Source organism: Falsigemmobacter faecalis, from assembly GCF_003863335.1.
Taxonomy (GTDB): domain Bacteria; phylum Pseudomonadota; class Alphaproteobacteria; order Rhodobacterales; family Rhodobacteraceae; genus Wagnerdoeblera; species Wagnerdoeblera faecalis.
This window is the reverse complement of sequence record NZ_RRAZ01000006.1, coordinates 100,825-120,128: the sequence shown is the minus strand read 5'-3', so window position 1 is coordinate 120,128 and position 19,304 is coordinate 100,825. Positions and strand designations below refer to the sequence as shown.

The window sequence follows — 19,304 nt, the reverse complement described above, 5'->3', positions numbered from 1 at the left end:
GCGCGATGTTTCTTTCTGTCTTTGATCTGTTCAAAATTGGCATCGGCCCCTCCTCCAGTCATACCATGGGGCCGATGGTGGCGGCGGGCCGCTTTCTCGGGCGGCTGCGCGCCAGCCCCTTTCAGCCCAAAGCGCTGCGGGCGCGGCTTCATGGCTCGCTGGCGCTGACCGGGGTGGGTCATGCCTCGGACCGCGCGGTCATTCTGGGGCTCGCGGGCTTTCTGCCCGAGACCTTTGATGCGGTGGCGGCAGAGGCGGCGATGGCCGCGATTACGGCCAGCGCGCGGATCCCGGTCGAGGGGCTGGGGGAGCTGAAATTCGACCCCCGGCGCGATCTGGCGATGGATTTCGGCCCCTCGCTGCCGGGGCATGCCAATGGGATGGTGCTTCAGGCGCTCGACGCTCAGGGCGATCTGCTGTTCGAGGAGACCTATTATTCGGTCGGCGGCGGCTTTGTGCTGACCGCGGCGGAGTTGGCGGCGGGGCAGTCGGGGCTTGGTCCCCGGGGGCCTGTGGTGCCCTATCCCTTTGATAAGGCGGCCGGGATGCTGGCCATGGCGAAATCCACGGGGCTGAGCATCGCGGCGCTGAAGCGCGCCAATGAGCTGGCGCTGCGCAGCCCGGAGGATCTTGATGCCGGGCTGATGCGGATCTGGCGGGTGATGCGCGACTGCATGGACCGCGGTCTTGCGGGAGAGGGGATCCTGCCGGGCGGGCTGAAGGTGCGCCGCCGCGCGCGGGGCATCCATCAGGCGCTGCTGGCGGAGCGCGGACTGAATGTCTCGGCGCCCCATATCATCAACGACTGGATCAGCCTTTATGGCATGGCGGTGAATGAAGAAAACGCAGCCGGGGGCCAGGTGGTGACCGCGCCCACCAATGGCGCGGCGGGGGTGGTGCCTGCGGTGATCCGCTACTGGCTTGATCATGTGCCGGGGGCTTCGGAGGCGCGGGTCGGGGAATTTCTGCTGACGGCGGCGGCGATTGGCGGGCTGTGCAAGCATAATGCCTCGATCTCAGGCGCGGAATGCGGCTGTCAGGCGGAGGTCGGCTCTGCCGCAGCCATGGCGGCGGCGGGGCTTTGTGCGGTGCTGGGCGGCAGCCCGGAACAAGTGGAGAATGCCGCTGAGATCGCGCTGGAGCATCACCTTGGGATGACCTGTGATCCGGTCGCGGGGCTTGTGCAGGTGCCCTGTATCGAGAGGAACGGGCTGGGCGCGATCAAGGCGGTCGCGGCGGCCTCTCTCGCGTTGCGCGGGGACGGGCAGCATCTGGTCTCGCTCGATGCCTGTATTGAGACCATGCGTCAGACCGGGCGCGATATGGATACGCGCTACAAAGAGACCTCTCTGGGCGGTCTCGCGGTGAATATTCCGGAGTGTTGACAGACGGGCGGGGCAGGGCGGGGGCGTGCCCGCCCCCGCACCCCCGGCTTCAGGGGGCCCTCAGGCCCCCTGAAAACCCCCGCGTCAGCCCCGGCGGCGCAGGGCGCTTTGGAAATCCGACAGCCGGAAGGCGCGCAGGGCAAAGCCCGCCGCGAAATAGCTGAGCATCCCCGTTACGACCAGAAGTCCGAGCACCGGCCAGCGCATCCCGCGCGCCGCCAGCAGATCGGCCAGGGCGATCTGTGCGCCGTAAAGCACCGCGCCCATCACCAGGCAGGCGAGAAGGATGCGCCAGATCCGCGACTTCAGCCGCGCATCGGCGCGGGCCGCCTCCCCCATGGCGCGGGTGCCCGCCCAAAGCTGCAGCACCATGAACCAGCCTGCGAGCGTGGTGGCCAATGCGGCCGCCGCAAAGCCGATCAGCGGTTGCAGGCCAATGGCGATCCCGAGGTTCACACACATCGACACCAGCGCAAAGCGGAAGGGGCGGCGGGTGTCTTCGCGGGCGTAATAGAGCGGCTGCAGGGTCTTTTGCAGCACGAAGGCCGGAAGCCCCGCGCCATAGATCGCCAGCGCCAGGGCCGTATTGGTGATATCGGTCGCGCCAAATTCGCCGCGCCCGTAAAGCACCGCGATCAGCGGGGTGGCGATGACCATCAGTGCCACGGCGGCGGGCAGGGTCAGGGCCAGTGACAGCTCGGTCGCGCGGTTGAGGGAATTGCGGCCCCCTTCCAGGTCATTGGCGCTGAGGCGGCGCGAGAGGTCGGGCAGCAGCACGGTGCCGATGGCAATGCCCACCACCCCAAGCGGCAGCTGATAGAGCCGGTCGGCATAGGCGAGCCAGGCCACCGCGCCTTCGGTAAAGCTTGCCACCTGGCGGCCGACCAGCAGGTTCACCTGCACCACGCCGCCGGCCAGAACGGCGGGGGCCGCGATGACAAAGAGGCGTTTCAGTTCGGGCGTCAGCCTCGGGCGGCGGGGTTTCAGCACATAGCCCGCCTTCGCCGCCGCAGCCCAGGTCAGCGCGAATTGCGCAACCCCCGCCACCGGCACCGTCCAGGCCAGGGTCAGCCCCATATCCCAGCCGAACTGCGCCGCCATCCACATGGCCGCGATGAACAGAAGGTTCATCAGCACCGGCACAAAAGAGGCCTCGGTAAAGCGCCCCATGGTATTGAGCACACCCGAAATCAGCGCCACCAGCGAGATAAAGAGGATATAGCAAAAGCCGATCCGCCCGTAGAGCACGGCCAGATCGAAGCGCGCGTCCCCCGCAAAGCCCGCCGCCATGGCCCAGACGAGCCAGGGCATCAGCGCGGTGCCGATCAGCGAAAACAGCGTCAGAATCGCGGCCATACCGCCGAAAGCATCCTCGGCAAAGCCCTTTGCATCCTCGCCGTTTTGCATCTTTTTGGCGAACATCGGCACGAAGGCCATGTTGAAAGCGCCCTCGGCGAAGAAGCGGCGGAACATATTCGGCAGCGAAAAGGCCACCAGAAAAGCCTCAGCCGCGGGGCCTGCGCCGAGATAGGCGGCCATCATCATATCGCGGGCAAAGCCCGCGCCGCGCGACAGCAGCGTCCAGGACCCGACCACCACGGCCGAGCGGATCAGTCGCACCGGCTTCATGCCTGATGCGCCCGTTCGGCACCGTCGATGATGGCCTGGCGCAGCTTTTTCTCCAGCGCTTCGAGTTTGGGTTTGCTGTGCAGCTTCAGCCCGAAGGCGTCTTTGATGTAGAAGGTATCGACCACCTGGGCCCCGTAAGTCGCAATCACCGCCGAAGCGATATAGATGTTATTGGCCGCCAGGGTGCGCGTCAGATCATAAAGCAGACCCGGGCGGTCACGGCTTTCCACCTCAATAAGGGTGTAGATATCCGAGCCTTCATTGTCGAAGGTGATATTGGTCGGAAAGCGGAAGGCGCGGTCGCGCTTTTTGATCTTATCGCGGTCTTTCAGCGCCTCACGGGCGACGACCTCGCCGCGCAGGGTCTTGTCGATCATGCTGCGCAGACGCGGCAGGCGGCTGACCTCATAGGGGTGGCCATCGGCGTCCTGCACCCAGAAGACTGCCGTGGCATAGCCATCCTTTGAGGTATAGGTCCGCGCATCGACCACATTTGCGCCGACCAGTGCCAGCGCCCCCGCCAGACGCGAGAAGATACCGGGGTGATCTTCCAGCACAAAGGCCGCGCGGGTGGCGTCGCGCGCCTCATCGGGGTGCAGGTCGATCCGCACCTCATCCGAGGCAATCCCGCGCAGCATCTGCGCAAAGATCGCATGGGTCTCAGAGGGCAGCCCCTGCCAATAGGGGCCGTAATGGCGGTCGGTCTCGGCCTTCAGATCCGCGCGCGACCAGTCCTTCAGCGCCTCGCGCAGCGCCTTTTTCGCCTCATCCTCGCGCATCGAGCGGGTGACGCCCTCAAGCCCGTTCTCCAGAGCCTGGACGGTTTCATGATAAAGCGTGCGCAGAAGCTGGCTTTTCCAGTTGTTCCAGGTGCCCGGACCCACACCGCGGATGTCGCAGACGGTCAGCACCGTCAGCAGATCAAGCCGTTTGCGGGTTCCCACCAGCCGGGCAAAGCCCTTGACCGTGCGCGGATCGGAAATGTCGCGCTTTTGCGCGGTATCCGACATCAGCAGGTGATAGCGGATCAGCCATTCGACGGTCTCACATTCCTCAGGCGTCAGCCCCAGACGCGGGGCCACCCGCCGCGCGATCTGTGCGCCAAGGATCGAGTGATCCTCGGGGCGCCCCTTGCCGATGTCATGCAGCAAAAGTGCCACGTAAAGCACTTTGCGGTTGATCCCGGCCTTCAGAATATCGGTGGAGATGGGGGATTCGCCCTTCAGATCGCCGCGCTCAAGCTGATCGAGGACCGAGATGCACTGAATGGTATGCTCATCCACCGTGTAGTGATGGTAAACGTTGAACTGCATCATGGCGACGATGGGTTCAAACTCGGGGATATAAGCCGACAGAACCCCCAGCTCATTCATCCGCCGCAACGCCCGCTCGGGGTTGCCGTGTTTGAGCATCAGATCGAGGAAGATCCGCTGCGCCTCAGGCGTGGCGCGCATGTCGTCATCGATCAGCTGCAGATTGGCGGTGACCAGTCGCATGGCATCGGGATGGATCAGAAGCCCGGTGCGCAGCCCCTCCTCAAAGAGGCGCAGCAGGTTCAGTTTGTCGGCCAGAAATCCCGTGGGGTCTGCGACCATCAGCCGGTTGTGCAGCACCTTATAGCCGGGCTTCACCTTGCGGCGGCGCGAGAAAAGCCCCTCCAGCAGTGGCGCTTTTTTGACGTGGCGGTCTTCCAGCGCGGTCAGAAAGACCCGCGTGAGTTCGCCCACATGGGTGGCGAAGCGGAAGTAATCCTGCATGAAATGCTCAACCGCGCGGCGGCCTTCGCGGTCGGTATAGCCCATACGTTCGGCCACTTCGACCTGCAGATCAAAGGTCAGCTGGTCCATGGCGCGGCCCGCGAGGTAATGCAGATGCGCCCGCGCGGTCCAGAGAAAGGTCTCGGCGGCGCGGAAACGGGCATATTCCTCCGGGCCGAAAAGGCCGTCTTCCACCATCATGGCGGCGGTCGGCTTGCCGGTCATATATTTGCCGATCCAGTACAGCGTCTGCAGATCGCGCAGCCCGCCCTTGCCCTCTTTGACATTGGGCTCAAGCACATAGCGCTGACCGCCCTGTTTGCGGTGCCGCTCGGCGCGTTCGGCGAGTTTGGCTTCAATAAATTCCGGAACGGTCGAGGCGAAAAGCTGTTTGCGCAGGGTGCCGGCCAGGGTCTCGCTGAGGGCGGCATCGCCGGTGATATGGCGCTTTTCGATCAGTGAGGTGCGGATGGTGATGTCTTCACGCCCGAGCCGCAGGCAGTCTTTGACCGAGCGGGTGGCATGTCCCACCTTCAGCCGCAGGTCCCACAGCAGATAAAGCATGCTCTCCACCACCTGATTGGCGGCGGGCGAGGGGTCGTCTTCGGTCAGAAACAGCAGATCCACATCGGATTGCGGCGCCATCTCGGCGCGGCCATAGCCGCCGACGGCCAGGACGGCCAGCACCGGATCCGGGGTGCCGGACGGCAGAAACCGGCTGCGCGCCACGTCATAAGCCGTCGTCACAAGCGCATCCGTCAGCCAGGTCTGCGCCGACAAAAGCCCCCGCACGGCGCGGGGGCTTGCCAGATAAGCTGCCGAGAGTTTGGCGGTGGCGTCTTTTTTCGCCTCTGCCAGATGTTTCGTCACCAAAGCGCGGCGCGCGGCAGGGTCCAGATCGGCGGGGGCCTGGTCCAGATCCGCAAAGATGCGCTGGCGCAGATCTGCCGGATCAAAGAGCTTTGCGGTCTCCTCCGAGCGACGAAAGTCGTCCCGGAGGGTCAGTTGCGCGTCAGCCTCAGAAGAGGGAGCCGGAGAAGTTTCTCGGAGCAGGGTCAATCACTACCACCTGTCTGTTGCGGATCTCTGCCACGGCAAGAGCCCGCTCATTGGTGCCGTCGGGACGCAGTCGGAACACGCCGCCCACGCCCGCGAAACCCGAGGACTGGGTGAGCGAATTGCGCGACAGCGCATCGGCGCGGCCGGATTTGATCAAGGCGCCTACCGCGGCGATACCATCATACGCAAGGCTGGCCACCGGATGCGGAGCCGAGCCGTAAGCCGCCTGATAACGGCCCTGGAAGGCGTTATAAAGCGCAGGATCGGGCAGCGCAAACCACCCCCCCTGCAGACCCGGCAGCGAGAGTGTGGCCGCAGGAATATCCCAGCGGGTCAGGCCCAGATAGCGCGCCTGGTCCGGGGTGAGCCCCTGCTCGCGCAGCAGCTGCGTCATCATCGGCAGCGAGCCCGCGGTATCCGCCGTGAAGAACAGCGCATCCGCCCCTGAGCTGCGTGCCGTGGCCACGATCGAGGGGGCCGCCTGGGTCACGCCGTTTTGCGAAAACTCATAGCCGCTCTGGGCGACAACCGTCGCACCGCTTCCTGCGGCGGCGCGGGCGATCGCGTTACGCCCGGCTTCACCGCCCGGCGTTCTGTCGTGAATGATCATTACCCGGCGCTGACCCTGACCCGCCGCATAGCGCACAAGGCGGTTGGCGGTGTTCTCAAAGGTCGGGCCAAGCACGAAGACGTTGCCGCCTGCGATGTCGGTGTTATTCGAGAAGCTCATGACGTTCACGCCGGTGGCCGCCACGGCGACGCCTGCGGCATTGGCTTCCTGGGCAAAGAGCGGACCAAGGATCACCCGGGCGCCTTCGGCCACCGCGCGTTGGGCGATGGGACCGGCAGAGCCTGCCTGACCGCTGGTCTGATAGACGCGCAGATCGATCTGCACACCGCCGAGATCGGCAATCGCCAGCCGCGCGGCATTCTCCAGCGAGCGTGCGAGCAGCTGGTCACTGGCCTGACCCGAAGCGCCTGGAACCAGCAGCGCCACCGGCACCGGGGCGTTGGGATTGATCGCAGGACCAGTCCCGCCCATGGAAACCGGCTGACAGGCCGCAAGAATGCCGGCAGCTGCGGCAAGACCAAATGCGGCCACAGACTTGCGGGCGCGTTGCAAAAGGGCAATCATCATCACTCCCCGGAGATGGCGGTCGGTCATCGGACCCTATGCCTTTATCCTGCATGTGTAAACTTTCCAGAGCCTGAATCTGCCATGAATGACCCAAACCTGCCGATACCCCTTACCGGGGGGCGGCGGCCCGAGCCGGGGCTGCATCTCGTGGCCACGCCGATCGGCTCGGCCCGCGACATAACGCTGCGGGCGCTCGACACCCTTGCGGGCGCCGATGTGCTGGCCGCTGAAGACACGCGCACCCTGCGCCATCTGATGGAAATCCACGGGATCCCGGTGAATGGCCGGCTGATGATCCCCTACCACGACCACAACGGCGAAGCCGCGCGCCCGCGCATCCTGGGTGTGCTGGCCGAAGGTAAATCGGTGGCCTATGCCTCAGAGGCGGGCACGCCGCTGATCGCGGACCCGGGCCTGAAGCTCGCCCGTGTGGCTATGGAAGCGGGCTATAAAGTCATAGCAGCCCCCGGCGCTTCGGCCGTTCTTACGGCGCTGACCGTGGCCGGGCTGCCCACGGACCGCTTTTTCTTCGCGGGCTTCGCGCCGTCATCCGCCGGTGCAAGACGCAGCTGGCTGAGCGAGCTGAGCGCGGTTCGTGCGACCGTGGTGATCTATGAAAGCCCCAAGCGCACAGCCCGGATGCTCGGTGAACTTGCAGAGATTTTTGGGGCCGGCCGTCAGGCGGCGGTCTGCCGTGAGCTGACGAAGCGGTTTGAAGAGACCCGCCGCGGAACGCTGGCCGAGCTGGCCGCTCATTATGCCGAAGCGGATCCGCGCGGCGAAGTGGTGCTGGTGATTGACCGCAGCGATGAGGTGGTGGTCGAGGAGGCCGATGTCGAAGCCGCCCTGCGCGCGGCTCTGGGCGCCGGGGCACGGGTCAAAGAAGCGGCTGCAGAAATCGCCCTGAAATTCGGGCTTGCGAAACGGGATGTTTACCAATTGGCCCTTACCCTGCAGGAGGATGAGCCACCTTCGGAGGCGTGATGCAGGGCCAGGTCAGAACTCTCTACGGCGAAGCCGCCGAATTTTCTGTTGCCCGCCTTTATGAGGCGGGCGGCACCCGGATTGCGGCACGCCGCTGGCGGGGGCGGCGCGGCGAGATTGATCTGATCGCACGGGAAGGCGATCTGGTGGTTTTCGTCGAAGTGAAGGCGGCGGTTACCCATGACGCGGCGCTTCACCGTCTGCGCCCGGCACAGATCCGGCGGATCCGGCAGACCATCGACGAATTTCTGGCCGGTGAGCCGAAGGGTCTGATGACCGAGATCCGCTTTGATCTGGCGCTCGTCGATCGATACGGGCGGATCGAAGTCAGACCCAATATCCTCGCCGCCTGACCGCAGCCCCGCGCCTTTCTTGCATGTTGTCCCGGCCTGTTGCATCAACGTGGCAAAGTTGCGCGGAGGTCGGTGATGAAAGTAGCCTTGCAGATGGACCCGATCGGGTCTGTAAATATTGACGGGGACAGCACGTTCCGCATCGGGTTTGAGGCCCAGGTGCGCGGGCACAGTCTGTTTTACTACACGCCCGACAAACTCGCCTATCAGGAAGGTCGTGTCACCGCGCGTGGCCATTGGATTGAGCTGCGCCGCGTGAAGGGCGATCACGTCAGCTATGGTCCGGAAGTTGAGGTCGATCTGGCCGATATGGATGTGGTCTGGCTGCGCCAGGACCCGCCCTTTGATATGGGCTATATCACCACCACCCATCTGCTCGACATGATCCACCCGAAGACCCTGGTGGTGAATGACCCGTTCTGGGTGCGCAACAGCCCTGAGAAGCTGCTGGTGCTGAACTTCCCGGATCTGACGCCGCCGACCACCATCGCGCGCGATCTGGAAACCATCCGGGCCTTCAAACAAAAGCATGGCGATATCATCCTGAAGCCGCTTTACGGCAACGGCGGTGCCGGGGTGTTCCGGCTGGATCCGAACGATCGCAACCTCTCGTCGCTTTATGAGCTGTTCACCGGCATCAACCGCGAGCCGATGATCGTGCAGAAATTCCTTCCCGACGTCGCGAAGGGCGATAAGCGCGTCATCCTGGTCGATGGTGAGCCGGTGGGCGCGATCAACCGCGTCCCCCAGGCGGGCGAGACCCGTTCGAACATGCATGTCGGCGGGCGTCCCGAAAAAGTCAGCCTGACGGAACGCGATCTGGAAATCTGCGCCCGAATCGGTCCGGTTCTGCGTGAAAAGGGCCAGATTTTTGTTGGCATCGATGTGATCGGCAATTGGCTGACTGAGATCAATGTCACCTCGCCGACCGGCATCCAGGAGCTTGAGCGCTTTGACGGCACCAATACGGCCGCAAAAATCTGGGAAGCCATTGAGGCCAAACGCGCCTGATCAATCCTGACCGTGGCGCCCTGCGGCGCCGCGGTAGCCCAGAGCCTCGGCCATATGGGCGCTCATGAGCCGGTCTGACAGCGCCAGATCGGCGATGCTGCGGGCCACGCGCAGCACGCGGTGATAGCCCCTTGTGCTCAGGCCAAAGCGCTCGGCCGCCCGGGTCAGCAGGGCCATGGCCTCAGGCTCAGCCATGGCGCGGGCTTCGAGATCGGCGGCGCCTGCGCGGGCGTTCAGAAGCGGGCTTCCCCAGCGGTCGGCCTGCCTTGCGCGGGCCTCGATCACACGGGCGCGGATGGTGGCTGAGGCTTCACCGCGCGGCGCAGCGCTCATCTCACTGGCGCTCAGCGGCGGGACCTCAATCCTCAGGTCAAAGCGGTCCCGGAGCGGGCCGGATATTCTGCCCAGATAATCCTCCGAGCAGCGCGGCGCGCGTGAGCAGGCCCGGGCCGGATCGGCCGCATGACCGCAACGGCAGGGATTGGCGGCGGCGATCAGTTGAAAGCGGCTTTGATAGCGGATGCGGGCTTCGGCGCGGGCGATCAGAATCTCGCCGGTTTCCAGAGGCTGGCGCAGCGCATCGAGGGTTCGGGGCGCAAATTCGGGGAGTTCATCCAGAAAGAGCACGCCGTTGTGCGCCAGGGCCACCTCTCCCGGTCTGGCATTGCGGCCACCGCCGCAGATTGCGGCCTGGGAGGCACCGTGGTGGGGATCGCAAAACGGCCGTCTGGCACTGACCACGCTCTCGCCGCTTTTGCCGGAGACCGAGCGGATCACGGCGGTTTCCAGCATTTCCACCGGCGTCAGTTCCGGCAGCAGTGAGGGAAAGGCCCGGGCCAGCAGGGATTTTCCCTGGCCGGGGGGGCCGGTCATCAGCAGATGGTGCCCGCCAGCGGCGGCGATCTCCAGCGCGCGCTTGGCCTTTTCCTGGCCACGGATGCCGTTGAGATCCGGGCCGGGCTCTCTTGGCTCAGCTGCCGTGAGAGAGGCCCGGACCCGGGGCAGGGGGCGCTTTCCGGTCAGATGGTGAAGGGCCTCCTCCAGCGTTGCGGGGGCTGTCACCGAGGCGGCCCCCACCCAGGCGGCCTCGGGGCCGTTTTGCGCGGGCACCAGCATCTGCCGCTCAGAGCCTGCCGCCGTTAACGCGGCGGGCAGGCAGCCGGCGACCGGGAGCAGTCTTCCGTCGAGGGTCAGTTCGCCCAGCGACAGCGTGGTGGCCGCGATCTCACGCTCCAGAAGGCCCAGTTCTGCCAGAAGCGCGATGGCGATTGGCAGATCGTAATGCGCGCCCTCCTTTGGCAGATCCGCGGGGGCGAGGTGGAGGGTGATGCGTCTGGCAGGCAGCGCGAGTGCCAGCGCATTCAGCGCCGAGCGTATGCGCTCTCTCGCTTCAGAGACGGCTTTATCGGGCAGGCCCACCATGTGAAAGGCCGGCAGCCCCGCCATGGAGGCGCATTGCACCTCAACCAAGCGGGCCTCTGCCCCCTGGAGGGAGACGGTGAAGGTAGTGCTGACCACGGAATTGCCTGTTCTGCCTGAGGTGAAAGCCTCGCAGAACAGGGTTTATGAAGGGTTAACCGATCAGGCGTATCGAGCCGCTCTCAGCCCTGGAAGATCGCCATAAACTTTGGCCAGGCCTCGGGATCGGCAACGGTTTTATCCCGACAGAAGGGATTGCAGAAACCATAGACCCCTGCGCCGATGCGGGCGAAATCCGTCACCGCCCTGCCGGAATAGGGGCAGGCGGCATTCACCGAGGGTCCGGATGGCACAGGTTCAGCGCTTAAGGGGGTGGGGCCGGGCCAGGGGCGGGTTTCCCAGGGACGGGCATAGAAGGGCTGGTCGGCCCCGTCGCAGAGTCCCATCGCGCGCCACATCCGGAACGAGGGATGCGCGAGATGCGCCGCGACATAGCTTTGCGCCTCGGGTGAGACGGGCAGATTATAGCCCGCGATCCGCGCCGCAACCGGGGCAAAGAAGGCATCGGCCACGGAGTAATCCCCGCAAAGCCAGGGCGTGCTGCTGCCGCTTTCGCGCCGCGCCCAGGCCCAGATTTCCGACAGCCGTGCCAGATCCGCCAGCACCTCCTGCGGCGGCGCGCAGTCCTGATAAGAGACCCGCAGGTTCATCGGGCAATGGCTGCGCAAAGCGCCGAAGCCCGCATGCATCTCAGCCGCCAGCGCCCGGGCGATGGCGCGGGCGCGCGGGTCGCGGGGCCAGTGGCCGGCCTCGGGGTGGCGGGTGGCAAGCTCTTCGGCAATGGCGAGGCTTTCGGAGATCACCGGACCCTCGGGCAGCCGCAGGGCAGGCGCGGTGCGGGCGGGCGCAAACTCCGCCATCAGGCGCGGGAAATCATCGGTATAAAGCCGCCCCTGCCGCGTGGTGACCGGCAGGCCGAAGGCGTGAAACAGCAGCCAGCCGCGCAGGGACCAGCTGGAATAGGCGCGATCGCCGATTGCAAGTTCATAGTCCGACATCTTTGCGCTCCTCTGCCTCAGGGAACAGAACCGCATTTCCGAGCGCGTTGAAAGGATGTTATGCAAAGTTCAAGGACCCGCGGGGAGGCTTTCATGCTGGCAGGCAAGCGCATTCTTCTGATCATCGGCGGCGGTATCGCGGCTTATAAATCGCTCGAACTGATCCGGCGGCTGCGCGATCAGGGGGCCGAGGTGGTGCCCGTGCTGACCGAAGCCGCAAAGCAGTTTGTGACGCCGCTTTCGGTGGCGGCGCTCTCGGGCAATCCGGTGCATCAGGATCTCTTTGATCTGACGACCGAGGCTGAGATGGGCCATATTCAGCTTTCGCGCAGTGCCGATCTGGTGGTGGTGGCGCCCTGCACGGCCAATCTGATGGCGAAGATGGCGGGGGGGCATGCGGATGATCTGCCCTCAACCCTCTTGATGGCGACCGATAAGCGGGTGCTGATTGCGCCTGCGATGAATGTGCGGATGTGGACCCATCCCGCCACGCAGCGCAATCTGGTGACGCTTGAAGGCGACGGCGTGCTGACCTGTGGCCCCGATGACGGCTCCATGGCCTGTGGCGAGTTTGGCCCCGGCCGCATGGCCGAGCCTGCGATGATCCTGCAGGCGATTGACCGCGCTTTGGGCGGCGGCAAACTGGCGGGAAAGCGTATCCTTGTCACCTCTGGTCCCACGCATGAGCCGATTGATCCGGTGCGCTATATCGCCAATCGCTCATCCGGGGCGCAGGGCACGGCGCTGGCGGCGGCTTTGCGCGATCTGGGTGCCCATGTGGTCTTTGTGACCGGCCCCGCCGATGTCCCGCCGCCCCAGGGCGTTGAAGTGGTGAAGGTTCAGACCGCGCGTGAGATGCTGGAGGCGGTGCAGGCCGCGCTGCCCGCGGATGCGGCGGTGATGGCGGCGGCGGTGGCCGACTGGCGCGTGGTCAATGCGGCGGGCTCTAAGATGAAGAAAGACGGCTCGGGCAAGGCCCCGGGGCTGGAATTTGCCGAGAACCCCGACATTCTGGCCACCGTTTCAAAATCGGGCGATAAGCGGCCCGGTCTGGTCGTGGGCTTTGCTGCTGAGACCGACACGGTCGTCGAATATGCCACCGCCAAGCGGCTGCGCAAAGGCTGCGACTGGATCGTGGCCAATGATGTCAGCCCGGCGACGGGCATTATGGGCGGCACGTCCAATGCCGTGACCATCATCACCGATCAGGGCGCAGAGGCCTGGCCGATGATGGCAAAAGAAGAAGTGGCGCGCCGCCTGGCGGCGCGGATTGCCGCGGCGCTCTCAGAGCCCCGCGTGAAAGGATAAATGATGGTTAGTATCGCCGTTCGCCGTGAGTCCTGGGCCGATGAGGGAATTGAGCTTCCCGCCTATGCCACCCGCGGGGCCGCCGGGGCCGATGTGCGCGCCAACCTGCGCCCTGAAGACCGCGCCGCAGGTCTGGTGCTGGCACCGGGCGCACGGGCGCTGATCCCGACCGGTCTGGTGATGGAGATCCCCGAGGGCTGGGAGGTGCAGCTGCGCCCGCGCTCGGGCCTTGCGCTGAAAAACGGCGTTACGCTGCCGAATACGCCGGGCACCATCGACAGCGATTATCGCGGGACGGTGGGGGTGATCCTGATCAATCTCTCGGATGTGCCCTTCACCGTGGCCCATGGCGAGCGGATCGCGCAGATGATCGTCGCTCCGGTGGTTCAGGCACGCTTTGTGCTGAGCGAGCAGGACTTCAGCGCCACGGAGCGCGGTGCGGGGGGCTTTGGCTCGACCGGAGTGAAGTGATGAACCCCTGGGTCTTCCTGTTGGTCGTCGTCGCCGTTGCGACGATCCTGATGCCAAAAAAGCTGCGGCTGGTGCCGCTGGCATTGGTCTTTCTTGTGGCGCTGCAGATCGTCACCGAGATTGTGGAAGGCCGCTTTTATACCCGCGCGGCCGATTTTCCGGAGCGGCTCATGAGTGGTGCCTGGATCTGGTGGTCGCTGGGTCTCTTCATCATCGTCCTGCTGGCAAAGAAGGGGCTGCGCTGGATCCGCGCGCGGGCTCCGCAGCCTGACATCCTGCCCTCAGCCGCGCAGGAGGGCCCGTTGCAGCCGGTCGAGCTTGAGCGCTATTCGCGCCATCTTCTGCTGCGCGAAGTCGGTGGTCCGGGACAGGTGCGGCTGAAGAACGCGAAGGTGCTGGTGGTGGGGGCAGGGGGGCTTGGCTCTCCGGTCATCCTTTATCTGGCGGCGGCGGGGGTGGGGGAGATCTTCATCGCCGACGACGACCGTGTGGAGAACAGCAATCTTCAGCGCCAGATCATCCACACCGACCAGCGTCTGGGCGAGGCGAAGGCCGTCTCGGCGGCGGGCGCTGCGCTGGCGCTGAACCCTTTCATCAAAGTCCATCCGCTGGTGACGCGGCTTGATGAAACCAGCGGTCCGGATCTGATAGCCGGGGTGGACCTGGTGCTGGATGGCACCGATAATTTCGACACCCGCTATCTGGTGAATACGCTCTGTGTGGCCGCCGGTAAGCCGCTGATTTCGGCGGCGATTACCCAGTGGGAAGGCCAGATCAGCCTGTATCATCCGGCGGGCGGTGCGCCCTGTTACGCCTGCGTCTTCCCGACCCGTCCCGCAGATGGTCTGGCGCCTGCCTGTTCAGAGGCCGGGGTGATCGCGCCGCTGCCGGGGGTGGTCGGCTCGCTTATGGCGCTGGAGGCGGTCAAATATCTGACCGGCGCAGGCCAGAGCCTGAAGGGGCGGCTGATGATGTTCGACGGCCTCTGGCAGGAAAGCCGCACGATCGGGGTGAAACGCCGCGCGGATTGTAAGGTCTGTGGCGTGCCGCATTAACCCTCACCGCGACGATTCCTTTTGTCAGGCCGTGCGGGTGCCCCCTCGCGCGGCCTGCGCATTTCAGGGGCAGATCCCCTGCGAAGGGATGCGACAAAACGCCCCGCGCAGCCATGATTTGTTATGTTTTCGTTTCAGGATACAGTCTTGCGGCAAATGGCTGCATCGTTTTTCGATTGATTTGATGCAGGTCAATCCCAGCACCCTGCGAATGTGCAAGGTACGGCCCATTCATCGGATCCGGAGCCAGACCCGTGAGCGAAGACATCAACACGCCGCCCAGCCTGTATACCGCACGGGAGCCCGTCTTCCCGCGCCGCGTAAAGGGCGCTTTCCGCTCTTTGAAGTGGTGGATCATGGGGGTGACCCTTGCGATCTATTACGTCACGCCCTGGCTGCGCTGGGATCGGGGGCCGCATCTGCCCGATCAGGCCGTCCTCGTTGATCTGGCAAGCCGGCGCTTTTTCTTTTTCATGATCGAGATCTGGCCGCACGAATTCTATTTCGTGGCGGGCCTGCTGATTATGGCGGGGCTGGGGCTCTTTCTCTTCACCTCGGCTGCGGGCCGGGTCTGGTGTGGCTATGCCTGCCCGCAGACCGTCTGGACCGACCTTTTCATCCAGGTCGAGAGGTGGATCGAGGGCGACCGCAACGCGCGGCTTCGGCTGCACCGCCAGAAGTGGGATGGCGAAAAGCTTGCCAAATATAGCGTGAAATGGCTGTCCTGGCTTTTGATCGCTCTGGCAACGGGCGGTGCCTGGGTTTTCTATTTCTCTGACGCGCCGACGCTGCTGAAGGATCTGGTGACGCTGACCGCCCATCCTGTGGCCTATGTCACGGTGGCGATCCTGACCGCGACGACCTTTGTTTTCGGCGGCTTCATGCGCGAGCAAATCTGCATTTATGCCTGCCCCTGGCCGCGCATTCAGGCCGCGATGATGGATGAAGACACCATCACCATCGGCTATCGCGACTGGCGTGGTGAGCCGCGCGGCAAGCTGAAAAAGGACGAAAGCCCCGAGATTAAGGGCGACTGCATTGATTGTATGGCCTGTGTGAACGTCTGCCCGATGGGCATCGACATCCGCAACGGCCAGCAGTTGGCCTGCATCACCTGTGGTCTGTGCATTGACGCCTGCAATGATGTGATGGATAAAATCGGCAAGCCGCGCGGCCTGATCGATTATCTGGCGCTGACCGATGAGACGGCCGAGCGTCAGGGCGAGAAGCCGATCCCGGTCTGGAAGCATATCCTGCGCCCGCGCACCATTCTTTATACCGTGCTCTGGGCCGGGATCGGGATTGCGATGCTGGTGGCGCTTTTCCTGCGCGCCGATGTCGATGTGAACGTCTCTCCGGTGCGTAACCCGGTCTTTGTGACGCTGTCCGATGGCTCAATCCGCAACACCTATGATGTGCGTCTGCGCAACCAGTTCCACGAGGCGCGTGAGTTCCGCATCAGCCTTGAGGGGGCCGAGGGCATCCGGCTGGAGCTGGAAGGCGCTGAGGGCGATATCGTCCGCGTCGGAGCCGACCAGACGCTGCAGCAGCGCGTTTATCTGATCGCCCCCGCAGGGTCTGAGGTGGCAGAAAGCGGCCGCATCGATCTGACGATCTGGTTTGAAGCGGAAGGCTCGGGCAGCCGCGTGAAAGCGGGCACGGTCTTCAACGGCAAAGGAAACTGACCGATGACGCGCAAGCTGACCGGCCGCCATGTTTTTTTGATCCTGCTGGCCTTCTTTGGCACCATCACGGCCGTGAACGTCTTTATGGCCTCGATGGCGATCAGCACCTTTCCGGGGCTGGAGGGGAAAAACACCTATAACGCCTCGCGCAGCTTCGATTCAGACCGCCGCGCCCAGGTGGCGCTTGGCTGGCAGGTGGAGGATGCTTACCGCGACGGCCATCTGATCCTGACGATCAAAGACGGTGAAGGTCAGCCCGCGAAGGTGAAAGACATCAGCGTTCTGGTTGGCCGCGCCACGATTGCGGAATTTGATGAGCGCCCGGTCTTCATCCGCGAGGGGGCAGATTTCATCGCGCCGGTCGCGCTGAATTATGGTAAGTGGATCCTGCGCATTGAGGCGCTGGCCGAGGATGGGACGCCCTTCCGTCAGTCCCGCAACCTCTATGTGCCGAAGGGGTGATCCATGTCGCTTGCCGCTGATCCCGAAGGTCCGATCCCGCTTTCGGCCTGCCCGGCCTGCATCGCAGCGCCCGCCGCGGAGGATCTGGCACGCCGTGCGCAGCCCAAAGCGGCGCGGCTGACCCTCTCGATCCCGGAGGCGCATTGCGCGGCCTGTATCTCGACCGTTGAGAAGGGGCTGGAGAAGCTGGAGGGCGTGAAATCCGCCCGGGTCAACCTGACCCTGAAGCGGGTCTTTGTGGAGGCCGATCCTGGAATCGCGGCGGCGGATCTGATCGCCCCGCTGAAGACGCTGGGCTATGAGGCGCATGAGCTTGATCCGGGTCTTCTGAGCAGCACCGAGAACGACCGCAAGGGGCGCGAGCTGATCATGCGGATCGGCATCTCGGGCTTTGCGATGATGAACGTGAACCTTTTGTCGGTGGCGGTCTGGGTCGGTGCGACCGATGCCACGCGGGATATGTTTCACACCATCGCCGGGCTGATCGCCATTCCGACGGTGATTTTCTGTGCGCAGCCCTTCTTTAAATCGGCCTGGGACGGGCTGAAGGCGGGCCGTGTGGTGATGGATTTCCCCATCGCGCTGGCCATGGTGCTGGGCTGTGCGATCTCGATCTTTGAGACGCTGAACTCCGGCCCGCATGCCTATTTCGACGGCATCGTCATGCTGACCTTTTTCCTTTTGATCGGGCGCTGGCTCGATCACCGTACCCGCGCCATGGCGCGGTCCGCGGCGCAGGAACTGGCCGCACTTGAGGTGCCCCGCGCCATCCGGCTGCGGGAGGGCGTGGAGGAAACGGTCGGCATCGCCGATCTGGCGAAGGGCGATCTGGTGCTGGTGCGCCCCGGTGGCCGGATGCCGGTCGATGGTGAGATCGTGGCGGGCACCTCAGAGCTGGACCGCTCGCTTCTGACCGGCGAAGTGCTTCCCGTTTTTGCCGCGCCTGGCCAGGTGGTCAGCGCGGGCGAGGTGAACCTGACCGGTCCGCTGACCGTGCGGGTAGAGGCGGCGGGGCGCGACAGCTCGCTCTCGCGCATGGCCGAACTGGTGGCGGTGGCTGAGACCGCAAAGACCCGCTACACCGGGCTCGCCGATGCGGCGGCGCGGCTTTATGCGCCGGTGGTGCATACGCTGGCCTTTGGCGCGTTCATGGCCTGGCTCTGGATTTCGGGCGGCGATCTGCGGCTGGCGGTGAATATCGCGGCTGGCACGCTGATCATCACCTGCCCCTGTGCGCTTGGTCTGGCGGTGCCTGCGGTGCTGACGGCGGCCTCGGGGCGGCTCTTTAAGCTGGGCCTTTTGATCAAATCCGGCACGGCGCTGGAGCGGATGGCAGCGGTTGACACGGTTCTTTTCGACAAAACCGGCACCCTGACCATGGGCCGCCCTGAGCCTGTGAATTTCACCGATCACAGCGCAGAGGTGCTCTCGGTGGTCGCGGGTCTGACGGGGGCCTCCTCGCATCCGCTGGCCCTTTCGCTGAGGGCACGCAGTGAGGCGGATGGTATTGCACCGCTTCAGATCAGCGATCTGCGCGAAGTCCCGGGCTTTGGCATCGAAGGGCTGCTCGACGGTCTGCGCGTGCGTCTGGGCCGCGCGGCCTGGGTCGGCGCGGAAGAACGCGCTGAGACCGCGACCTATCTGATGCTGCCCGATGGCTCGACCCATGCTTTCACCTTTACCGATGCGCTGCGCCCAGGGGCGGAAGAGCTGATCTCGACGCTGCAATCGCGCGGGCTCACGGTGAAGCTGATCTCGGGCGATACGCCTGCGGCTGTGGCCTCGCTGGCCGGGCGGCTGGGCATTTCGGACTGGGCCGCAGAGGCCCGCCCCGAGGATAAGGCTGCCGAAGTAGAGCGTCTGCGCGATGCGGGCCGTCATGTGCTGATGGTGGGCGACGGGCTGAACGATACGGCGGCGCTGGCGGCGGCACATGCCTCGATCTCGCCCTCGACGGCGCTGGATGCGGCGCGGGTCGCCTCGGATATTGTTTTGCTGAGCAAGGATCTGACCCCGGTGGCCGAGGCTTTGCGTCTGTCGAAAGTGGCCACCCGGCGCATGCAGGAAAACTTCGTGATCTCAGGCGCTTACAATGTGATTGCGGTCCCTGTGGCCCTTCTGGGCTATGCCAGCCCGCTTTGGGCGGCGGTGGCGATGTCGCTGTCGTCGATCACCGTGGCTCTGAACGCCCTGCGCACGAGGTGAGGATATGGAAGTTCTGACGATCCTGATTCCGGTCTCGCTCTTTATGGGCGGGATCGGGCTCGTGGCCTTTCTCTGGTCGATGAAGAACCGGCAGTACGATGATCCGAAAGGGGATGCGAACCGCATCCTGTCACCGGACTGGGACGACCGCCCCAAGCCCTGAACAGGCAGGGGAAGACTGCCCTGAACACATGTCCCGCCGGCCCGAGAGGGGGCGGCGGGGTTTTGAAATTCTGACTGAGTTCTGACCGTGAACGCGACCTGTAGCGCCAGCCCCGCAGATCTGCTGCCCCTGTGCCCCCCGGTGATTGCCGAGGGGCAGGGT

Annotated in this window: 16 protein-coding genes; 11 read left to right on the top strand and 5 right to left on the bottom strand. The window is 64.7% G+C overall.

All coding sequences use genetic code 11. The annotated features are described in order from the left end of the window. Window positions 1-5 precede the first annotated feature (5 nt). Complete coding sequence (locus EG244_RS05685) at window positions 6-1,385, top strand: L-serine ammonia-lyase (protein ID WP_124964045.1); 1,380 nt, start codon at window positions 6-8, stop codon at window positions 1,383-1,385. A gap of 84 nt (window positions 1,386-1,469) precedes the next feature. On the opposite strand, the gene murJ is transcribed toward EG244_RS05685, so the two are convergent. From murJ to EG244_RS05670, 3 genes are read right to left on the bottom strand one after another with little or no spacing between them, the layout of a single operon-like run. Next, window positions 1,470-3,014, bottom strand: a complete 1,545-nt coding sequence (gene murJ / locus EG244_RS05680) for a murein biosynthesis integral membrane protein MurJ (protein WP_124964044.1) — start codon at window positions 3,012-3,014, stop codon at window positions 1,470-1,472. Beyond that, complete coding sequence (locus EG244_RS05675) at window positions 3,011-5,830, bottom strand: [protein-PII] uridylyltransferase (RefSeq protein ID WP_124964043.1); 2,820 nt, start codon at window positions 5,828-5,830, stop codon at window positions 3,011-3,013. The genes murJ and EG244_RS05675 overlap by 4 nt, the downstream gene beginning before the upstream one ends. Then, window positions 5,790-6,965 (bottom strand): penicillin-binding protein activator, encoded by a 1,176-nt coding sequence (locus EG244_RS05670; protein ID WP_124964096.1) that lies wholly within the window; start codon window positions 6,963-6,965, stop codon window positions 5,790-5,792. Before EG244_RS05670 ends, EG244_RS05675 begins: the two co-directional genes overlap by 41 nt. A gap of 84 nt (window positions 6,966-7,049) precedes the next feature. Here EG244_RS05670 and rsmI point away from each other — a divergent pair, with 84 nt between their 5' ends. The 3 genes from rsmI (at window position 7,050) to gshB (ending at window position 9,316) form a co-directional block, all read left to right on the top strand. Continuing rightward, a complete protein-coding gene (rsmI, locus tag EG244_RS05665) occupies window positions 7,050-7,952 on the top strand; it encodes a 16S rRNA (cytidine(1402)-2'-O)-methyltransferase (protein ID WP_124964042.1) in 903 nt (300 codons plus the stop codon). After that, complete coding sequence (locus EG244_RS05660; RefSeq protein WP_124964041.1) at window positions 7,952-8,305, top strand: YraN family protein; 354 nt, start codon at window positions 7,952-7,954, stop codon at window positions 8,303-8,305. The genes rsmI and EG244_RS05660 overlap by 1 nt, the downstream gene beginning before the upstream one ends. Window positions 8,306-8,380: 75 nt before the next feature. Further along, window positions 8,381-9,316 carry a glutathione synthase gene (gshB, locus tag EG244_RS05655; protein ID WP_124964040.1) on the top strand — a complete coding sequence of 312 codons (936 nt, stop codon included), beginning with the start codon at window positions 8,381-8,383 and terminating at the stop codon, window positions 9,314-9,316. Here gshB and EG244_RS05650 read toward each other — a convergent pair whose 3' ends face one another. Beyond that, window positions 9,317-10,834, bottom strand: a complete 1,518-nt coding sequence (locus EG244_RS05650) for a YifB family Mg chelatase-like AAA ATPase (protein ID WP_124964039.1) — start codon at window positions 10,832-10,834, stop codon at window positions 9,317-9,319. An 83-nt stretch (window positions 10,835-10,917) separates the two neighbouring features. Next, complete coding sequence (locus EG244_RS05645) at window positions 10,918-11,793, bottom strand: glutathione S-transferase (RefSeq protein ID WP_124964038.1); 876 nt, start codon at window positions 11,791-11,793, stop codon at window positions 10,918-10,920. 93 nt (window positions 11,794-11,886) lie between these two features. On the opposite strand from EG244_RS05645, the gene coaBC reads away from it, so the two are divergent. The 7 genes from coaBC (at window position 11,887) to ccoS (ending at window position 19,142) form a co-directional block, all read left to right on the top strand. Beyond that, window positions 11,887-13,101 carry a bifunctional phosphopantothenoylcysteine decarboxylase/phosphopantothenate--cysteine ligase CoaBC gene (coaBC, locus tag EG244_RS05640; protein WP_124964037.1) on the top strand — a complete coding sequence of 405 codons (1,215 nt, stop codon included), beginning with the start codon at window positions 11,887-11,889 and terminating at the stop codon, window positions 13,099-13,101. A gap of 3 nt (window positions 13,102-13,104) precedes the next feature. Further along, window positions 13,105-13,572, top strand: coding sequence for a dUTP diphosphatase (gene dut / locus EG244_RS05635; protein WP_407644034.1), 468 nt, complete (start codon window positions 13,105-13,107; stop codon window positions 13,570-13,572). Then, a complete protein-coding gene (locus tag EG244_RS05630) occupies window positions 13,572-14,627 on the top strand; it encodes a HesA/MoeB/ThiF family protein (RefSeq protein ID WP_124964035.1) in 1,056 nt (351 codons plus the stop codon). The genes dut and EG244_RS05630 overlap by 1 nt, the downstream gene beginning before the upstream one ends. 254 nt (window positions 14,628-14,881) lie before the next feature. Then, entirely contained in the window at window positions 14,882-16,312 is a 1,431-nt protein-coding gene (ccoG, locus tag EG244_RS05625; protein ID WP_124964034.1) for a cytochrome c oxidase accessory protein CcoG, read from the top strand. 3 nt (window positions 16,313-16,315) lie between these two features. Further along, window positions 16,316-16,774 (top strand): FixH family protein, encoded by a 459-nt coding sequence (locus EG244_RS05620; protein ID WP_124964033.1) that lies wholly within the window; start codon window positions 16,316-16,318, stop codon window positions 16,772-16,774. A gap of 3 nt (window positions 16,775-16,777) precedes the next feature. Then, complete coding sequence (locus tag EG244_RS05615; protein WP_124964032.1) at window positions 16,778-18,979, top strand: heavy metal translocating P-type ATPase; 2,202 nt, start codon at window positions 16,778-16,780, stop codon at window positions 18,977-18,979. A 4-nt stretch (window positions 18,980-18,983) separates the two neighbouring features. Further along, window positions 18,984-19,142, top strand: coding sequence for a cbb3-type cytochrome oxidase assembly protein CcoS (gene ccoS, locus EG244_RS05610; RefSeq protein WP_124964031.1), 159 nt, complete (start codon window positions 18,984-18,986; stop codon window positions 19,140-19,142). The last annotated feature ends 162 nt before the right edge of the window (window positions 19,143-19,304 follow it).